This is a genomic window from Bradyrhizobium sp. WSM2254, from assembly GCF_000472645.1.
Classification (GTDB): Bacteria; Pseudomonadota; Alphaproteobacteria; order Rhizobiales; family Xanthobacteraceae; genus Bradyrhizobium; species Bradyrhizobium niftali.
Genome location: NZ_KI421447.1, coordinates 236821 through 254308 on the forward strand (window position 1 = coordinate 236821; position 17488 = coordinate 254308).

General features: G+C 66.1%; 17 protein-coding genes. 11 read left to right on the plus strand and 6 right to left on the minus strand.

Features of this window, described 5'->3' with window-relative positions; all coding sequences use genetic code 11:
- Nucleotides 1-218: 218 nt before the first annotated feature.
- Complete coding sequence (locus tag A3M7_RS0143455) at nt 219-1484, minus strand: D-amino acid dehydrogenase (protein ID WP_027549519.1); 1266 nt, start codon at nt 1482-1484, stop codon at nt 219-221.
- 70 nt (nt 1485-1554) lie between these two features.
- A complete protein-coding gene (locus A3M7_RS0143460) occupies nt 1555-2883 on the minus strand; it encodes an aspartate aminotransferase family protein (RefSeq protein ID WP_049824059.1) in 1329 nt (442 codons plus the stop codon).
- A 148-nt stretch (nt 2884-3031) separates the two neighbouring features.
- Between A3M7_RS0143460 and A3M7_RS0143465 the strand changes: the two genes are divergently transcribed.
- Complete coding sequence (locus A3M7_RS0143465) at nt 3032-3580, plus strand: cupin domain-containing protein (protein WP_011085008.1); 549 nt, start codon at nt 3032-3034, stop codon at nt 3578-3580.
- Nucleotides 3581-3767: 187 nt separating this feature from the next.
- Entirely contained in the window at nt 3768-3920 is a 153-nt protein-coding gene (locus A3M7_RS50245) for a hypothetical protein (RefSeq protein ID WP_167771203.1), read from the plus strand.
- A gap of 68 nt (nt 3921-3988) precedes the next feature.
- On the opposite strand, the gene A3M7_RS0143475 is transcribed toward A3M7_RS50245, so the two are convergent.
- Genes A3M7_RS0143475 through A3M7_RS0143485 form a run of 3 tightly spaced genes read right to left on the minus strand, consistent with a single transcriptional unit; the run spans nt 3989 to nt 7792 of the window.
- Nucleotides 3989-6250, minus strand: a complete 2262-nt coding sequence (locus tag A3M7_RS0143475; RefSeq protein WP_027549521.1) for a xanthine dehydrogenase family protein molybdopterin-binding subunit — start codon at nt 6248-6250, stop codon at nt 3989-3991.
- On the minus strand, nt 6243-7298 hold the full coding sequence (locus A3M7_RS0143480; RefSeq protein ID WP_027549522.1) for a xanthine dehydrogenase family protein subunit M: 1056 nt from the start codon (nt 7296-7298) through the stop codon (nt 6243-6245). Before A3M7_RS0143480 ends, A3M7_RS0143475 begins: the two co-directional genes overlap by 8 nt.
- Nucleotides 7295-7792, minus strand: a complete 498-nt coding sequence (locus A3M7_RS0143485; protein ID WP_027549523.1) for a (2Fe-2S)-binding protein — start codon at nt 7790-7792, stop codon at nt 7295-7297. Before A3M7_RS0143485 ends, A3M7_RS0143480 begins: the two co-directional genes overlap by 4 nt.
- 239 nt (nt 7793-8031) lie before the next feature.
- On the opposite strand from A3M7_RS0143485, the gene A3M7_RS0143490 reads away from it, so the two are divergent.
- Together A3M7_RS0143490 and A3M7_RS0143495 are read left to right on the plus strand one after the other, a co-directional pair.
- Nucleotides 8032-8670, plus strand: coding sequence for a TetR/AcrR family transcriptional regulator (locus tag A3M7_RS0143490; protein ID WP_027549524.1), 639 nt, complete (start codon nt 8032-8034; stop codon nt 8668-8670).
- A 66-nt stretch (nt 8671-8736) separates the two neighbouring features.
- Nucleotides 8737-9144, plus strand: coding sequence for a DUF4864 domain-containing protein (locus tag A3M7_RS0143495; RefSeq protein ID WP_027549525.1), 408 nt, complete (start codon nt 8737-8739; stop codon nt 9142-9144).
- On the opposite strand, the gene A3M7_RS0143500 is transcribed toward A3M7_RS0143495, so the two are convergent.
- Nucleotides 9141-10400: an MFS transporter gene (locus A3M7_RS0143500; protein WP_027549526.1), complete on the minus strand. Its 1260-nt coding sequence runs from the start codon at nt 10398-10400 to the stop codon at nt 9141-9143. The genes A3M7_RS0143495 and A3M7_RS0143500 overlap by 4 nt on opposite strands.
- Before the next feature lie 151 nt (nt 10401-10551).
- Here A3M7_RS0143500 and A3M7_RS0143505 point away from each other — a divergent pair, with 151 nt between their 5' ends.
- The 7 genes from A3M7_RS0143505 (at nt 10552) to flhA (ending at nt 17446) form a co-directional block, all read left to right on the plus strand.
- On the plus strand, nt 10552-10995 hold the full coding sequence (locus A3M7_RS0143505) for a hypothetical protein (RefSeq protein ID WP_027549527.1): 444 nt from the start codon (nt 10552-10554) through the stop codon (nt 10993-10995).
- A gap of 77 nt (nt 10996-11072) precedes the next feature.
- Nucleotides 11073-11357, plus strand: a complete 285-nt coding sequence (locus tag A3M7_RS0143510; RefSeq protein WP_027549528.1) for a hypothetical protein — start codon at nt 11073-11075, stop codon at nt 11355-11357.
- A gap of 9 nt (nt 11358-11366) precedes the next feature.
- A complete protein-coding gene (locus A3M7_RS0143515) occupies nt 11367-12791 on the plus strand; it encodes a TolC family protein (protein WP_027549529.1) in 1425 nt (474 codons plus the stop codon).
- 13 nt (nt 12792-12804) lie between these two features.
- Entirely contained in the window at nt 12805-14142 is a 1338-nt protein-coding gene (locus tag A3M7_RS0143520; protein WP_027549530.1) for a multicopper oxidase family protein, read from the plus strand.
- A gap of 32 nt (nt 14143-14174) precedes the next feature.
- Nucleotides 14175-14630 (plus strand): cupredoxin domain-containing protein, encoded by a 456-nt coding sequence (locus A3M7_RS0143525; RefSeq protein ID WP_027549531.1) that lies wholly within the window; start codon nt 14175-14177, stop codon nt 14628-14630.
- A 16-nt stretch (nt 14631-14646) separates the two neighbouring features.
- Nucleotides 14647-14949, plus strand: a complete 303-nt coding sequence (locus A3M7_RS0143530) for a copper-binding protein (RefSeq protein ID WP_027549532.1) — start codon at nt 14647-14649, stop codon at nt 14947-14949.
- 355 nt (nt 14950-15304) lie between these two features.
- The gene (flhA, locus tag A3M7_RS0143535; RefSeq protein WP_027549533.1) at nt 15305-17446 is read left to right on the plus strand and encodes a flagellar biosynthesis protein FlhA; all 2142 of its coding nucleotides are present in this window, start codon (nt 15305-15307) and stop codon (nt 17444-17446) included.
- Nucleotides 17447-17488: the final 42 nt, after the last annotated feature.

Sequence of the window (17488 nt, forward strand, 5' to 3'; positions counted from 1 at the left end):
AAGGATGAGCGGCCCCGATACAGCCGGGCCGTCGCCCTTCGAGGCTCGCTGCACCGCGCGTTGCGCCGTGCAGCTCACACCTCAGGGTGACGGGAATAGAATAAATGCGCGCTGCCTCCACACCGTCATTGCGAGCGAAGCAATCCAGACTCTCACCGCGGAGGCATTCTGGATTGCTTCGTCGCAACGGCTCCTCGCAATGACGAGGGGATAGAGTCTCACCCAAACCGGTGTGCGTACCGATCCACCGTCAGCGCGCTGACGTCGATGTCCGGCTTCTTGCCCGACAGCATGTCCGCGAGCACCCGCCCCGAACCGCAGGACATGGTCCAGCCGAGCGTGCCGTGGCCGGTGTTGAGGTGGAGGTTGGCGTATTGGGTCGGGCCGATCACCGGCGGGCCGTCCGGCGTCATCGGGCGCAGGCCGCTCCAGAACGTCGCTTTCGAGAGATCGCCGCCGCGCGGGAATAGTTCGGTCAAGGAGTGATCGAGGGTGGCGCGGCGCGCATCATAGAGCTTGCTCGAATAGCCCGAGATTTCGGCGGTGCCGCCGACACGGATGCGATTGCCGAGGCGCGTGATCGCGACCTTGTAGCTCTCGTCCATCACAGTCGATTCCGGCGCGCCTGAGGCGTCCTTGATCGGCACCGTGATCGAATAGCCCTTCACCGGATAGACCGGCAGCGAGATGCCGAGCGGCGCAGCGAGCCGCGACGACCAGCTTCCGAGCGCGAGGACGTAGGCGTCGGCCTGCAACAGGCCGGCGCTGGTCGCGACGCCGCTGACGCGCGCACCGTCCGTGACGATGCGGTCGATGCCGGTGTTGAACATGAAGCGCACACCGAGCGCCTGGGCGTGCTTGGCCAGCGCCTGCGTGAACATGTGGCAGTCGCCGGTCTCGTCCTGCGGCAGGCGAAGTCCGCCGGCGAACTTCTCCTTCACGCCGGCGAGCGCCGGCTCGACAGCGATGCAGCCCTCGCGGCTCAGCACCTCAAAGGGCACTCCATATTGCTTGAGCACGGCGATGTCTTCGCCGGTGCCGTCGAGCTGCGCCTGGTAGCGGAACAGCTGGAGCGTGCCCTGCGAGCGCTCGTCATATTGAATGCCGATGTCGCGGCGCAGGTCGCGCAGGCAGTCGCGGCTGTATTCCGCGATCGGGATCATCCGGCTCTTGTTGACCGCGTAGCGCGCGCTGGTGCAGTTGCGCAGCATCTTGAGCAGCCAGACCCACATCACGGGATCGAGCTTCGGCCGGATCACCAGCGGGCCGTGCTTCATCAAGAGCCACTTGACCGCCTTCACCGGCACCCCGGGTCCGGCCCACGGCGAGGAATAGCCGGGCGACACCTCGCCGGCATTGGCGAAGGATGTCTCCAGTGCCGGCTCGGGCTGCCGGTCGACGACGGTCACTTCGTGGCCGGCACGGGCGAGGTAGTAGGCAGAGGTGACACCGATGACACCGCTGCCGAGGATCAGAACTTTCACGCTTGGTCAAACTCCCGCGGCATCACGCTCGCCGCTGCAAGGAAACAACTCGCAACGGCGAGAGCAATTATCAGGCCACCCGCTTGATGGCGTCGCCCAGGATCGACACGATGTCGTCGATGTGGCTCTTCTCGACGATGAGCGGCGGCGACAGCGCGAAGGAGTCGCCGCTCATGCGGAAGTACAGGCCGCGATTGAAGCAGTCGACCATCACGTCGTAGCCGCGCGCGCCGACCGCGCCGTCACGCGACGACAGCTCGACCGCGCCCATCAGGCCGCAATTGCGGATGTCGACGACGTTGGGCAGGCCCTTCAGCGAATGCAGCGCATCGCGCCAGTATTCGGCGATCGAGGCCCCGCGCGTGAGCAGGCCCTCGTCCTTGTAGATGTCGAGCGTCGCAATACCCGCGGCGCAGGCGGTCGGATGCGCGGAGTAGGTGTAGCCGTGGAACAGCTCCATCTGGTTCTCGGGGCCGACCATCATGCCGTCGTGAATCTTGCGGCTGGCGAACACCGCGCCGCAGGGAATGGTGCCGTTGGTGATGCCCTTGGCCGTCGTCATCAGGTCCGGCGTGACGCCGAAGAAGTTGGCGGCGAACGGCGTGCCGAGGCGGCCGAAACCGGTGATGACCTCGTCGAAGATCAGGAGAATGCCGTGCTTGTCGCAGATCTCGCGCAGGCGCTGGAGATAGCCCTTCGGCGGCGGCAGCACTGCGGTCGAACCCGGCACCGGCTCGACGATGACGGCGGCGATCGTCTCGGCGCCGTGCAAGGCCACCAGGCGCTCGAGATCGTCGGCGAGCTCGGCACCATGCTCCGGCTGATCCTTGGCGAAGGCGTTGCGGCTGAGATCATGGGTGTGGCGGATGTGGTCGACGCCCGGCAGCAGGGTCGCGAAAGCGCGGCGGTTGGCGACCATTCCGCCGACCGACGTGCCGCCGAAGCCGACGCCGTGATAGCCGCGCTCGCGGCCGATCAGGCGGGTGCGGCTCGACTGGCCGGTGGCGCGATGATAGGCGAGCGCGATCTTGAGCGCGGTGTCCACCGACTCGGAGCCGGAGTTGGTGAAGAAGACGCGGTCGAGGCCCTTCGGCGCGATCTCGGCGAGCCGCTCGGCAAAGTCGAACGCCAGCGGATGGCCCATCTGGAACGTGGGCGCGAAGTCCAGCGTCATCAGCTGCCGCTCGACCGCGGCGGCGATCTGCTTGCGGCCGTGGCCGGCATTGACGCACCAGAGGCCGGCGGAGCCGTCGATCACCTTGCGGCCGTCGACGGTGGTGTAGTGCATGCCCTCGGCCGAGGAGAACAGGCGCGGCGCCTTCTTGAACTGCCGGTTGGCCGTGAACGGCATCCAGAACGAGTCGGTCTTGATGGTGTTCGGAATCTGATGAAGGGTCACGGCCGCGCTCCTTTGCTGATCTGCTAGCAGAGGCACGGCTTCCAAGGCGCAACAAGTCCTTTTCTGGTGAGCTGCAAGCCATTGATTTCACTGGGGCCGCTGGTCCATATTTGCGCGATCCGCAACACCTGCAACAGGGACCAGGGGCATGAGCGTCGACATCGGTGGACGGCTGCGATTCATCCGGGCGCGCCAGAAGCTGTCGCAGCGCGAGCTTGCCAAGCGCGCCGGCGTCACCAATTCGACGATTTCGCTGATCGAATCCAACCAGATGAACCCGTCCGTCGGCGCGCTCAAGCGCATCCTCGACGGCATCCCGATGGGGCTCGCCGAGTTCTTCGCACTGGAGCCGGAGAGCCGGCGCAAGATCTTCTATCGCGCCGAAGAGCTGACCGAGGTCGGCAAGAAGCCGATCTCGTATCGGCAAGTCGGCGACAATCTGTTCGGCCGCAGCCTCCAGATTTTGAAGGAGCGCTACGAGCCCGGCAGCGACACTGGACGCGTTCACCTCGTCCATGACGGCGAGGAAGGCGGCATCGTGATCTCGGGCAAGCTCGAAGTCACCGTCGAGGACGAACGCCGCATCCTCAATCCCGGCGATGCCTATTATTTCGAGAGCCGCCGCCCGCATCGCTTCCGCTGCGTCGGCGGCAAGCCGTGCGAAGTGATCTCGGCCTGCACGCCGCCGACGTTTTGACGCACATCAAGATCCACCGGAATGTTTCGGACGGCCCGGTATCTTACGGAGTTTGAGCCATCTCAATTTCAGCGAGCCGAACCGCTATATATTACGAACCGTAGCCGAGCAGCCTGGCGCAAAGGTGCTGAGGTTATGGCCCCGGACTCCTAGGCGCTCCGGGGCCGCTTCGTAACAGGGCTCGCCGATGAAGATCACGCTCGCCAATGCAGAAGCCGCGCTCGACGAAGTTCGGCGCGATGCCGACAAGCTCCACTCGCGCGAGCTGCGCGAGGCCATCGCCCAATACATCGAGACGCAGCGAGAGGCGATCAAGGCCCTCCGGCGGAAGATGAACTGACGCTGCGACGCGGGTCGCTGGCCGCGCGGCCTTCTCCGCGCGACTCTCATTTGATATCGCCGCAGCGTTCAAGACTGCGTCAGCAATTGCTCGATCCGGATCGGAAAACGCCGCACCCGCACGCCGGTCGCGTGCCAGACCGCGTTGGCGACTGCGCCGGCGCTGCCGGTGATGCCGATCTCGCCGACGCCCTTGATGCCGAGCGCATTCACATGCGGGTCGTGCTCCTCGACCATGATCACGTCGAGCGGCGGCACGTCGGCATTCACGGGGATGTGGTACTCGCCGAGATTGGCGTTCATGATCCGGCCGCTGCGACGGTCGGTGATGGCCTCCTCGTGCAGCGCAAAGGACATGCCCCAGATCATGCCGCCGAACAGCTGGCTCTTCACCAGATGCGGATTGACGATGCGCCCCGCGGCGAAGGCGCCGACCATGCGCGTGACGCGGACCTGGCCGAGTTCGGGATCGACCTTCACCTCCGCGAACACCGCGCCATGGGCGTGCATCGCATACTCCTCCATCGCCGCAGGATTCGGCGCGCCAGTGCCACGCGCCTCGACCTCTGCGACGCCGGCACGCGCGAGGATCTCGGCATAGCTCTCGCCGCGACTCTCGTCGTCACGCCGGAACAGCTTTCCGTCACGCGCGACCACGCCCGCATTGCCCGCTCCGAACAGCGGCGAGCGCTCGTCACTGGTGGCGAGATCGGCGAGCTTTGCAATCACGGCCGCGCCGGCGCTGTGGATCGCAGCGCCCGCGGTCGCCGTGTGCGCCGAGCCGCCGGCAATGCCGGCGTCGGGCAGGTCCGACGTGCCGGCCTTGAATTCGACGCGGTCGATATCGAGACCGAGACCGTCGGCTGCGATCTGGGCGAGTGCCGTCCAGGCGCCCTGCCCCATGTCGTGCGCACCGATCTCCATCGCGCCGGTGCCGTCGCGGCGGATCGCCGCGCGCGCTTCCGCCTGGAACATCAGCGCCGGGAAGGTCGCGGTGCCCATGCCCCAGCCGACCAGAAGACCGGCATCGTCGCGCATCTGCCGCGGCTGGAGCGAGCGCTTGGCCCAGCCGAAGCGCGCGGCGCCCTGTTCGTAGCAGGCACGCAGCGCCTTGGATGAGAACGGCTTTCCCGTGATCGGCTCGACCTCGGCGTAGTTCCTCAGACGGAACGCAAGCGGATCGATGCCGCAGGCCCAGGCCATCTCGTCGATCGCGCTTTCCAGCGCGATCGAGCCGGTCGCCTCACCGGGGGCGCGCATGAACAGCGGCGTGCCGGTGTTGACGCGCACGGCATCGTGCGAGGTGCGGATCGCGGGGCTCGCATAGAGCGTGTGCGAGGCATCGGCCGCCGGCTCGTAGAAATCGTCGAACGTACTCGACACGGTCCTCGCATGATGATCGAGCGCGGTCAGGCGCCCCTCGCCGTCGGCACCGATGCGCAGCCGCTGGCGCGTCGGCGCACGATGGCCGACCGGGCCATACATCTGCTCACGGCGCAGCACGAGCTTCACGGGTCGGCCGACGAGCTTGGCGGCCATGATGCCGAGGGTCGGCGGGCCGGACATCAGCCCCTTGGAGCCGAAACCGCCGCCGAGGAACGGGCTGCGGATGTGGATCTTGTCAGGCGCAATGCCGAACAGCTCGGCGATGCGCCCGAGCGACAGCATCAGGCCCTGGGTCGGCATGTCGACCGACAGATTGTCCCCGTCCCAGCTGGCCACGATCGCATGCGGCTCCATCGCGTTGTGATATTGCGGCGGCGTCTCGTACGTCGCGTCGATCTGCTTCTCGGCCGAGGCAAGGCCCGCCTCGACGTCGCCGCGGTTATTTTCGGTGGGATTGCCGACGCCGACGACCGGCGGCACGTAGCTTTCGCCGGCATCGAGGCCGACGAGCGCAGGCAGCGTCTCGTAGCGCGGCGCCAGCAGCACCGCGCCTTCCGTCGCCGCCTCCAGCGTCTCGGCGATCACGACGGCGATCGGCTGGTTGGCGTAGCGAACCTCGTCGCTCTGCAGCACCTCCATCCGGAACACGAACGGGTTGGTCTTGATCTCCGGGTCGACCGCGAGCGGCGGCTTGTGGTCTGATGTCATGACGTCGACGACGCCGGGATGGCGCTTGGCAGCCGTGACATCGAGCGAGGTCACGCGGCCGCGCGAAATGCTCGAGACCGCCATCACCGCAAACAGCATGCCGGGCGGATGATTGTCGGCGGCATAGGTCGCCTGACCCTTGACCTTGAGGATGCCGTCGCGCCGGGTCAGCGGCTGGCCGATGTTCGAGCCGTGGCGCAGATTGGCGGGAGCGCTGGTGAGATTGAGCTCAGGCATGGATGGCTCCGGATGTCGAGGCAAAGGGAGAGGCCGGCAGCGCCGGCAGGCGCGCCGGCGTACCGGCGGCGGCGAGGGTCAGCGCGCGCACGACGATGCGGCGGGCGAGCTCGATCTTGAAGGCGTTGTCGCCGGACGGTTTTGCGTCGGTGAGCGCGCGCCAAGCGGCTTCCTGGAAGGCGTCGGCCGTTGGCGTAACACCCTTGAGAACGTCTTCCGCGGTGCGCGCACGCCAGGGCTTTGCGGCAACGCCGCCGAGCGCGATCCGCGCCTCCTTGATCTTGCCGTTCTCGATCTGCAACGCAGCGGCGGCCGAGACGACGGCAAAGGCGTAAGAGGTACGCTCGCGAACCTTGAGGTAGCGCGCATGCGCCGCAAAGTCGCGTGCCGCCGGCGGCAGACGCACCGCCGTGATCAGGTCGCCGGCTTCGAGCGCGGACTCGCGCTGAGGCGTATCGCCGGGCAGGCGATGCAGTTCGTCCAGCCCGATCTCGCGACGGCCGTTCCTGCCCTCGATCTCGATGATGGCATCGAGTGCGACCAGGGGAACGCAGAAGTCCGAGGGATGCGTGGCGATGCAGCTCTCGCTCCAACCGAGTACGGCATGGGCGCGGTTCTCGCCGTCGCGGGCGTCGCAGCCACTGCCCGCCTCGCGCTTGTTGCAGCGGCTCGCCGTGTCATAGAAATACGAACAGCGCGTCCGTTGCAGCAGATTGCCGCCGACGGTGGCGGCATTGCGCAGTTGCGCTGATGCGCCGGAGAGCAGCGCTTCGGCGACCGCCGGATAGGACCTTGCGAAGCCCGCATCGTGCGCGAGATCGGCGTTGCTCACCAGCGCGCCGATGCGCAACGACCCGTCGGCAAGATGCTCGATTCCGTCGAGCCCCTCGAGATGCGTGACATCGACCAGGCGATCCGGACGGCTGACACCGCCCTTCATCAGATCGAGCAAATTGGTGCCGGCGGCGAGATAGGTCGCGCCCGGCTGTGCGGCAGCGGCAACGGCCTCGGCAACCGTAGCCGGCCTGACATAATCGAACGGTTTCATGCGGAGCGCCTCTGATTGGATTCGTCCATGCGTTCTTGCGCCTCGCGCACCGCATCGACGATGCCGGCATAGGCGCCGCAGCGGCAGAGATTGCCGCTCATGCATTCGCGGATGCGTTCGGGATCGTCGCCGGCCTGGGCCTCGCGCATCATGCCGATCGCGCTCATGATCTGGCCGGGCGTGCAGAAGCCGCACTGGAATCCGTCATGGGCGATGAAGGCGGCCTGCACCGGGTGGAGCTGGTCGCCGCGCGCGACGCCTTCGATGGTGAGGATGTCGGCGCCGTCATGGCTGATGGCGAGCGCGAGGCAGGAATTGATGCGCTTGCCGTCGACGAGAATGGTGCAGGCTCCGCACTGGCCGCGGTCGCATCCCTTCTTGGTTCCGGTCAGATGGAGGCGCTCACGCAGGAGATCGAGCAGCGTGACGCGCGGATCGTCGAGGACGAAGTCGCGCCGCGCACCGTTCACGGTGAGGCTGATGGAGTGGTTCATACAAGGCTCCGATCAGATATGGACATGAGTGATCGCGCAGCGCGCCACCGCCGTGGCCGCCGTCGACATGCGCTGACCAGGCGGAAGCCGGCCAACATCCCAGCGAAGATACGGAGGCACCCTCCGCTTAACAAGGGCCGCGGAAAAATATTTGGAAATCGTCAAAAGCCCATGCGCCACCAACGCGATGCAGCCCTGCAAGGGTTCAATCTAACCTATTCGTGATCTACATTGCGGGCATGGACGACCACACCGACCAGACCCGAAAGCCCCGCGCCGATGCCGTGCGCAACCGCGAACGCGTGCTCGAAGCGGCCAAGGCCGTGTTCAACGCGGGAGGTCCGGAAGCGAGCCTGGAGGCGGTGGCGAAGCGTGCCGGCGTCGGCATCGGCACGCTCTATCGGCATTTCCCGACGCGCGAGGATCTGTTCGAGGCGGTGTACCGGCGCGAGGTCGAGCAGCTCAGCGAGCTCGCCGAGCAATTGAAGATTGCGAAGGACCCTGTCGACGCGCTGCGCCGCTGGCTACGTTCCGGCGTCGAATTCGTGGCCACCAAAAAAGGCATGTCGGCGGCGCTGGCGCTGACCTTCCAGAGCTCGTCGGAACTCGCGGCCTTCTCGATGGACCGGCTGACCAAGGCGATCGGCTCGCTGCTCGACCGCGCCGTCGCGGCCGGCGAGATGCGCGCCGATGTCAGCCCGGAAGACCTGCTCAGGGCTCTGATCGGCATGTGCTACATGCACGACCAGCCCGGCTGGCAATCCTCGGTGCTGCGGATGCTCGACGTATTCGTGGACGGGCTGCGGGTGCAGCCGGCCGGCAAGCCCAAGGCGCGCAGCGCCAAGCCCGCGAAGTCGGCGGTGAAACGGAAGCGATAGCGCGTCCGTATCTTGCCAGGGTCGTGCTAGGATCAGCATCGCCGGAATTTGAACGCGGAGCCTGTCATGCGCTTTGCCGCCTTGCTCGTCGCTCTCGGTATTATCTTCAGCTCCGTCTCAGCATTCGCCGACGATGTCACCGCCGCGCAAGGCGTCATCCGCGCCCAGGAACAGGCTTTTGCGCGCGACGATGCCACGGCCGCCTATTCCTATGCCGCACCGGCGATCAAGGAGATTTTCTCCGCCCCCGACATCTTCATGTCCATGGTGCAGAACGGCTACGCCCCTGTCTATCGTCACAAGAGTTTTGAATTTGGCGAGAGCAAGAACGAGGGTAACTGGATCGCGCAGCGCGTCCACATCGTCGATGCCAATGGCGAAGCCTGGGAAGCTCTGTACACGCTCGAGCAACAGGCGGACGGCAGCTACAAGATCACCGGCTGCTCGCTCCTGAAGGCGGGACAAGCAGTTTAAGTCGCAAAACCGGTCTTGACCGAACCCATCCGCGAGCGGATCAGCAGCAGCACGACGATGGCGATATTGACGGCGTTCCAAGCCACGCCATTCGCGAATGCCGCGGCATACGAGCCGGTGGCATCGAAGATGACGCCCGACACCCAGCCGCCGAAGGACATGCCGAACACCGAGGCGAAGATCACGATGCCGACGCGCGTCGCCGCCTCGCCTGCCGGCATCGCCTCGCGCACGATGATGGCGTAACTCGGCACGATGCCGCCCTGGAACAGGCCGAACATCGCGGAGATCAGGTAGAGCGAGGCGAGGCTGTCGAAGAACAGGTAGAACACCAGCGCAAAGCCCTGCGCCAGCGACCCGACCAGCAGCGTGCGGACGCCGCCGATCTTGTCGGCGAGAAAGCCCGAGCCGATCCGGCTGACGATGCCGCAGGCCATCATCAAAGACAGCATCTCGGCGCCGCGCGCCACGCCATAGCCGAGGTCGCCGCAATAGGCGACGATATGCACCTGCGGCATCGCCATGGCGACGCAGCAGGAGATGCTGGCGATCGAGAGCAGCACCGTCAGCGTGTTGGTCGAGAGCTTGAGATCGACCCTCGGCGGCGGCGCATTGGCATGGTCGCGGACATGGTCGTGGCCCATCTGCGCGCGCAGCACCAGCACCAGGATCGTCATCAGGCCCACGCAGACGAGGCCGATGCCGATATGGGTGTGGCGCCAGCCGATCGACTGCATGCCCCAGCTCACGATCGGAGGCCACATCGTGCCGGCGAAATAATTGCCGCTCGCGACGATGGTCACGGCGAGGCCACGATAGCGCTCGAACCAGTGCGAGGCCTCCGCCATCAGCGGCGCGAAGGTCGCCGAGGTGCCGAGCCCGATCAGGAAATACGCCGCCACGAACTGCCAGAGCTGACCAGACAGGCCCGCGAGCACATTGGCGACGCCGAGGAAGGCGATGCTGATCGCCATCGCCGGCACGATGCCGAACCGGTCGGTGATCTTGCCGGCGATCACGCCGCCAAGCCCGAAGCCGAACATCATGAGGGTGAAAGCCAGCGACACCGCGCCGCGCGTGGCGGCGAATTCGGCCTGGACCGCGGGAATCATGACCACGATCGCCCACATGCCGACGCCTCCGATCGATCCGATCAGAAGCGCAATGACAAGCCGCACCCAGGCCTGACGGGAATCAGGGCTGAATGAGTCTGAGGTGTGTCCGGGATGATTTGGGGCGTGCACGGGCCGGACCATGGCCCGCGGATCGGAACACGGTCAAGCTTCGTGGCGTGATATTGGGCATGCGCGGTGCACTGCGGTAAGAAGATGCTTGGCGGATGCGCGTTTTGCCATTAGTTTGCAATCTGCGTGTGCAAGACTGCCGCGCGAGGAGCCTATCGGCGGAATGCTGTTGCGATTGACACGATCGATGCGGATCAGGGTGGGGCGAATCATCGCCCTCGCCTATCTGTTCTGCGTGCTCGCGCCGGCCGCAAGCCTTGCCTGGGGCAACGGTCCGGCGCCGTGTCTCGACGACGCGCTCCTCGCCGATCTCGTGCCGGTGCATCATCAGATGCAGGCCGGCCACATGCATGACGGCGTGTCGCATGACCACGCCGGACCGCATGCGCATCCCCAGACCGCGGCGCAGGACGCTCCTGCTCCGCATCATCATGACGGCAAAGGGACAGTGGGCCCGTGCTGCGCGATGATGTGCGTGAGTGCGCTGCCGGCCGATCTGCCCGTCGTCGCCAAGCCGCTTCAGCCCATCTCCGCCTGCGCGCCCGAGATCGTGGTCAGCCTGCACAGCGCGGCGCCGCCCCTTCTCTACCGTCCTCCCATCGCCTGATCTGACGCGACGACGTCAGGCCTAGCGCGCGTCCGCGCGTGCGAACCTGTGGTCTCAAGACAGATCAGGGATGAATCATGCTTACGCTTTCCGGGGCGAAGTCCGCCGCCGCATCCGCGGCGCGTGGACGACACTTCTCATTTCATTGGCCGCTGCTGGCCGCGATAGCACTGGCGTTGTCCGGCTGCATGCCGGCAGCCACGCAGCTCGCAGGCGCCGATCCTGCCGATCCGGCGACGAAGGTCGCGCCTGTCGGCTATCGGCCGACCGTCGCGCCCTATAGCAGCCTGCGGCCTGCGACGCCGGCGCCGTGGCGCGACCGCAACGACGCCGTCACGCCGCAGCCGAAGCAAGACCGGTAGGAACCCGCCATGACACACCATTTTGCGCGGGGCCTGCTCGTGCTCATTGCGCTCGGCGTTTCCGGCTGCGCCGCATTCTCGCCCGACGGCGGCATGACGGCGGTTTCAGACCTGACCAGCCAGACCATCAACAAGGACGTCGCCTTCGTGCGGTCGGCCGAGGGAGCCGACGTTGTCGACGCGCGCGTTCGCCGGCTGCTCTCGCGGACGCTGAGCGCAGAGACCGCCGTCCAGATCGCGCTGCTCAACAACAAGGGGCTCCAAGGCGCCTATAACGAGCTGGCGCTGGCCGAGACCGAACTGGTGGAGCAGAGTCTGCCGCCCAATCCCGTGTTCTCGGTCTCGCGGATCGCGGGCAATGGCGCCAGCGAGATCGAGCGCCAGGTGGTCGGCGACATCCTGGCGCTGGCGACCCTGCCGTTCCGCTCCGAGATCGCCCGCGACCGCTTCCGCCAGGCTCAATTGCGTGCGGCGCTGGCGACGCTGCGGCTCGCCGCGGACGTGCGGCGCGCTTATCTCCGCGCAGTCGCCGGCAACGAGATGGTGGTGCTGCTGACGGACGCGAAGGCGACGGCGGAATCGACCGCACAGCTTGCGGTCAAGCTCGGCGAGACCGGCTCGATCAACAAGCTCGACCAGGCCCGCGAACAGGTGTTCTACGCCGAAACCACCGCCGACCTCGCAACCGCGCGGCAGTCGGCAACCAGCGCACGCGAAAGGCTGGCGCGGCTGATGGGGCTGTGGGACGACGGCCTCGATTTCCGCCTGCCCAACCAGTTGCCGCCGCTGCCGCGCCGGCCGCAGGCACTGCCTTCGATCGAAGTCGACGCGGTCGCCCATCGCATCGACCTGCAGATCGCGCGGCTGGAGCTGACGGCGCTGGCGAAGTCGTTGAATCTCACCGAGGCGACGCGCTTCGTGACGCTGCTCGATCTCGCCGGCATCTCCCGCCGCACGCAGGATCCGGAGGGCCCGCCGTTCCGCGAACGCGGTTTTGACGTGCAGTTCCAGATTCCAATCTTCGACGGCGGCGAGGTGCGCATGCGGCAGGCGGCGGAGACCTACAATCTCGCCTTCAACCGCCTGACCGAGCGTGCCGTGAATGTTCGCTCCGAGGCGCGCGACGCCTATCGCGCCTACCGGTCGACTTACGATATCGCCAGTCACTTTCAGCGCGAGATCCTGCCGCTGCGCAAGATCATCACCGAGGAGATGCAGCTTCGCTTCTCCAGCATGCAGGTCGACATCTTTGCGCTGCTGACCGAAGCGCGGCAGCGCCTAGCATCACTGCGCGGCGCCATCGACGCCAGGCAAAACTTCTTCCTCGCCCAGTCCGACCTGCAGACCGCCATCAACGGCGGCGGCGCCCCTGCGGCCGGCGGCGAAAATTCAACCACCATCGCCGCGGCAGCACCTGCCGATGGCGGCCACTGAGACGGAGGCCAGCATGTATTCCCGCCGAGGATTTTTGGGCACAGCGGCGCTTGCCAGCGCGTCGGCCATCAGCGGCCGCGTCCAGGCCGCGTCGATTCCGGAAGCACCTCATATGGACAAGGTGGTGATGCAGCCGCCGCTGCATCCGACCAGCGGCCCCGACTATCGCCCCGTGGTCACGCTGAACGGCTGGTCGCTGCCGTTCCGCATGAACGGCGACTGGAAGGAATTCCACCTCGTCGCCGAGCCCGTGGTGCGCGAGTTCGCCGAAGGCATGAAGGTGAACCTGTGGGGCTATAACGGCCAGTCGCCGGGGCCGACCATCGAGGCGGTCGAGGGCGACAAGGTCCGCATCTTCGTCACCAACAAACTGCCCGAATACACCACCGTGCACTGGCACGGCATGATCATCCCCAGCGGCATGGACGGCGTCGGCGGACTGAATCAGCCGCACATCGAGCCCGGCAAGACCTTCGTCTACGAGTTCGAGATGAAGAAGAGCGGGACCTTCATGTACCACCCGCATTCCGACGAGATGGTGCAGATGGCGATGGGCATGATGGGCATGGTCGTCGTGCATCCGCGCGATCAAAGCTTCCGCCCCGTCGACCGCGACTTCGTCTTCGTGATGAGCACCTATCGGGTCGATCCCGGTACCTATCTGCCGCAGGTCAACGAGATGACCGACTTCAACATGTGGACCTGGAATTCGCGGGTGTTTCCCGGCATCGATCCCTTGCCGGTGCGGCTCGGCGACAAGGTGCGCGTGCGCATCGGCAATCTCAGCATGACCAACCATCCGATCCATCTGCACGGCCACAGCTTTGCGGTGACCTGCACCGATGGCGGCTGGGTTCCGGAGAGCGCGCAATATCCGGAGACGACCACCGACGTCCCCGTGGGCGCGGTGCGCGTGTTCGACGTGCTCGCCGACAATCCCGGCGACTGGGCGTTCCACTGCCACAAATCGCACCACACCATGAACGCGATGGGGCACGAGGTGCGCAATTTGATCGGCGTGTCGCGCAAGGACCTCGCCAAGGCCGTCGGCAAGCTCGCGCCTGACAGCATGGCGATGGGCTCGACCGGCATGGCGATGGGCAACATGGAGATGCCCGCGCCCGACAACACGCTGCCGATGATGACCGGCACCGGCCAGTTCGGTCCGATCGAGATGGGCGGCATGTTCACGGTGATGAAGATCCGCGAGGACCTCGCGCGCGACGATTACCGCGATCCCGGCCCCTACAAATTCCCGCAAGGCACGGTCGCCTACGAGGTCACGCCGCCGGCCACGGAACCGGCGCGGCAAAAGCCGGGCGCCGCGCCGATGAAGAACATGAAGATGTGAGCGTTTCGATGAACCACCAACTGGAGACTGCAATGAAGAAGACTATCAAGCTCGCCCTCGCGCTGGCCGCGCTGTCGACCGCGCCGGCTTTCGCCCACGACCAGCACGGGCACGGGACCTTTTCGGCCGGCGAGCCCGGTGATCCCAAGAAGCCCGCACGTATCATCGAGATCGCGATGAGCGAGATGTCCTACGAGCCATCGAACATCACGGTCGAACGCGGCGAACAGATCCGCTTCGTGCTGCGCAATACCGGCAAGGAAGACCACGAATTCCTGCTCGCCACCACCAAGGAGAACCTCGCGCACGCCGAGGTGATGAAGAAGCACCCGCACATGGAGCACGACGACCCGAACGGGGTCCGGCTCGCCCCGAGCAAGACGGCCGAGATCCTCTGGAAGTTCAGCAAGGCCGGCACGTTCGAATTTTCCTGCCTGATCCCGGACCATCGCGACTACGGCATGGTCGGCCACGTCACCGTGAAGTGAAACAAAGGAGAAAACCATGAAACCGATCAACCGCTTCACCACAGCGCTCGCGCTGACGCTGGGCCTGACCTTCGGTGCCGCCGCGGCGCAGGGCGCCTCGATCAGCGGCGAGGTCAAGAAGATCGATGAGAGCGCCGGCAAGATCACGCTCAAGCACGGGCCGGCCAAGAGCCTCGGCATGGACGAGCCCATGACCATGGTCTACCGCGTCAAGGACCCCGCTTTGCTCAAGCAGGTGAAGGTCGGCGACAAGGTCACCTTCGAAGCCGAGGAGGCGGCCGCCGGGTACACGGTGACCAGGATGGAGAAGGCGAAGTAGGCGGCGCCCTCCCACGCCGTCATTCCGGGGCGCGCCTCTTGGCGCGAGCCCGGAATCCATTTCCCCACGACACCTGCAGCACGATGGATTCCGGGTTCGCCCTCCGGGCGCCCCGGAATGACACCCCTGGAGGCCCGAAACACGCCCCCGCACTCTTGCCGCACCCCTCGTTAACCCTTTGCTAACCATACACCCGGCAAGAATTGCCGGGTGAAGTCGAGTGTCGTCAGCCGCGTAAAACGGGAGGTCCCCCGTGGACGCCAGTGCTGTGCCTCACTTTCGGAACGGCGGCCCTTCGGCCGCCGCGCAGACGTTTGGGGCGCGCGGCCGGCAGTCGCGCGGGGAGGCAGCTACCATGGTCGACGTCACCGCGGGACAGGGCGTAGGGAGCACAAACGCCGGCGTCCCCACCGTTGCCGAGATCGTCAACATCCTCAAGCGCGGCGACATCGCGCTCGCGCTCGGCATCCTCACTATCCTGGTGGTCTTGATCCTGCCGCTGCCGGCGATCGTGCTGGACCTGTTCCTGGCGATCTCGATCACGCTCTCGATCCTGATCCTGATGACGTCGCTGTTCATCCAGGCTCCGCTGGAATTCTCCGCCTTCCCGACCATCCTGCTGATCTCGACCATGCTGCGGCTGTCGCTCAACATGGCCTCGACCCGCCTGATCCTGTCGCACGGACACGAGGGCACCGATGCCGCCGGTCACGTCATCGAAGCCTTCGGCAGCTTCGTGATGGGCGGCAATTTCGTCATCGGCATCATCGTTTTCGCGATCCTGATCATCGTCAACTTCGTCGTCATCACCAAAGGTTCGGGCCGCATCGCCGAAGTCGCCGCGCGCTTCCACCTCGACGCCATGCCCGGCAAGCAGATGGCGATCGACGCCGATCTCTCCGCCGGCCTGATCGACGAGAAGGTCGCCAAGGAGCGCCGCAAGGCGCTGGAGGACGAGAGCGGCTTCTTCGGCGCCATGGACGGTGCCTCGAAATTCGTCCGCGGCGATGCCATCGCCGGCCTTCTGATCGTCTTCATCAACGTCGTCGGCGGCATGATCATCGGCGTGGCGCAGCAGGGCCTGTCCTTCGCCGACGCCGGGCGCAGCTACACGCTGCTGACAGTCGGTGACGGCCTCGTCACCCAGGTGCCGGCGCTGATCGTCTCGACCGCGGCCGGCCTGCTCGTCTCCAAGGCCGGCGTCTCCGGCGCCGCCGACAAGGCGCTGATGAAGCAGTTCTCCGGCTATCCGCAGGCGCTGGCGATGTCCTCGGCCGTCATGCTGGTGCTGGCGGCGCTGCCGGGCATTCCGACCATCCCCTTCCTCGCGCTCGGCGCCGGCGCCGGCGCGCTGGCCTGGACCGCGCGCAACCGCAACCGCGCCACCGCCAAGGCTGACGAAGCTGCCAAGGCCGCGCCCGCGGCAGGTCAACCCGGTGCGCCGGGCACGGCTGCGACCGAAGAGCCGATCTCGGCGGCGCTGAAGATCGACGACCTCAAGATCGAGCTCGGCTATGCGCTGCTGCCGCTCGTCAACGGCCCCGATGGCACCGACCGCCTCACCGAGCAGATCAAGGCGCTGCGCCGCTCGCTCGCGATCGAGATGGGCTTTGTCATGCCGGCGGTGCGCATCCTCGACAACGTCCAGCTCGAAGCCAACACCTACATCATCAAGATCAAGGAGGTCGACGCCGGCACCGGCAAGATCTGGCCGAACCAGTTCATGGTCATGGACCCCGGCGGCAGCCAGGTTCAGGTGCCCGGCATCCACACCACCGAGCCGACCTTCGGCCTGCCCGCGACCTGGGTCGATGCCAGCCTCAAGGAAGAGGCTTCGCTCAAGGGCTACACCGTGGTCGACGCCGCGACCGTGCTCTCGACCCACCTCACCGAGCTGCTCAAGGCCAACATGTCGGACCTGCTCTCCTATGGCGAGGTGCAGAAGCTGCTCAAGGAGCTGCCGAAGGAGCAGAGCGAGCTGGTCAAGGACATCGTCCCCGGACAGGTCACGGTCTCCGGAATCCAGCGCGTGCTGCAGCTGCTGCTCGCCGAGCGCATCTCGATCCGAGATCTCTCCACCATCCTCGAGGGCATCGCCGACTCGCTCGCCTTCTCGCGCAATCCCGCCACCATGGTCGAGCACGTCCGTGCCCGCCTGGCGCGTCAGATCTGCGCACAGAACACCTCCTACAACGGCTATCTGCCGCTGATCGCGCTGTCGGCGCGCTGGGAGCAGGCCTTCGCCGAATCCATCATCGGCCAGGGCGAGGAACGCAGCCTCGCGATGCAGCCCTCGAAGCTGTCGGAATTCATGACCGGCGTGCGCGAGGCGTTCGAGCGCGCCGCGCGCGAAGGCGAGGCGCCGGTGCTGGTCACGTCTGCGGCAATTCGTCCCTTCGTCCGCTCCCTCGTCGAGCGGTTCCGGGCCCAGACGACGGTGCTGTCGCAGGCTGAAATCCACCCCAGGGCGAGGCTGAAAACGGTCGGAAGCATCTGATTTGCCTTAAGAAGCCGTGTGTTTTTCGGCCACAGGCAAATG

Excerpts from the sequence above, each read along its gene's own strand:
- A3M7_RS0143480 (WP_027549522.1), bottom strand. The coding sequence starts at position 7,298 with ATGAAACCGTTCGATTATGTCAGGCCGGCTACGGTTGCCGAGGCCGTT.
- A3M7_RS0143500 (WP_027549526.1), bottom strand. The coding sequence starts at position 10,400 with ATGGTCCGGCCCGTGCACGCCCCAAATCATCCCGGACACACCTCAGAC.
- A3M7_RS0143520 (WP_027549530.1), top strand. The coding sequence starts at position 12,805 with ATGTATTCCCGCCGAGGATTTTTGGGCACAGCGGCGCTTGCCAGCGCG.
- A3M7_RS0143475 (WP_027549521.1), bottom strand. The coding sequence starts at position 6,250 with ATGCCTGAGCTCAATCTCACCAGCGCTCCCGCCAATCTGCGCCACGGC.
- A3M7_RS0143505 (WP_027549527.1), top strand. The coding sequence starts at position 10,552 with ATGCTGTTGCGATTGACACGATCGATGCGGATCAGGGTGGGGCGAATC.
- A3M7_RS0143515 (WP_027549529.1), top strand. The coding sequence starts at position 11,367 with ATGACACACCATTTTGCGCGGGGCCTGCTCGTGCTCATTGCGCTCGGC.
- A3M7_RS50245 (WP_167771203.1), top strand. The coding sequence starts at position 3,768 with ATGAAGATCACGCTCGCCAATGCAGAAGCCGCGCTCGACGAAGTTCGG.
- A3M7_RS0143485 (WP_027549523.1), bottom strand. The coding sequence starts at position 7,792 with ATGAACCACTCCATCAGCCTCACCGTGAACGGTGCGCGGCGCGACTTC.
- A3M7_RS0143525 (WP_027549531.1), top strand. The coding sequence starts at position 14,175 with ATGAAGAAGACTATCAAGCTCGCCCTCGCGCTGGCCGCGCTGTCGACC.
- A3M7_RS0143510 (WP_027549528.1), top strand. The coding sequence starts at position 11,073 with ATGCTTACGCTTTCCGGGGCGAAGTCCGCCGCCGCATCCGCGGCGCGT.
- A3M7_RS0143495 (WP_027549525.1), top strand. The coding sequence starts at position 8,737 with ATGCGCTTTGCCGCCTTGCTCGTCGCTCTCGGTATTATCTTCAGCTCC.
- A3M7_RS0143530 (WP_027549532.1), top strand. The coding sequence starts at position 14,647 with ATGAAACCGATCAACCGCTTCACCACAGCGCTCGCGCTGACGCTGGGC.
- A3M7_RS0143490 (WP_027549524.1), top strand. The coding sequence starts at position 8,032 with ATGGACGACCACACCGACCAGACCCGAAAGCCCCGCGCCGATGCCGTG.
- A3M7_RS0143465 (WP_011085008.1), top strand. The coding sequence starts at position 3,032 with ATGAGCGTCGACATCGGTGGACGGCTGCGATTCATCCGGGCGCGCCAG.
- flhA (WP_027549533.1), top strand. The coding sequence starts at position 15,305 with ATGGTCGACGTCACCGCGGGACAGGGCGTAGGGAGCACAAACGCCGGC.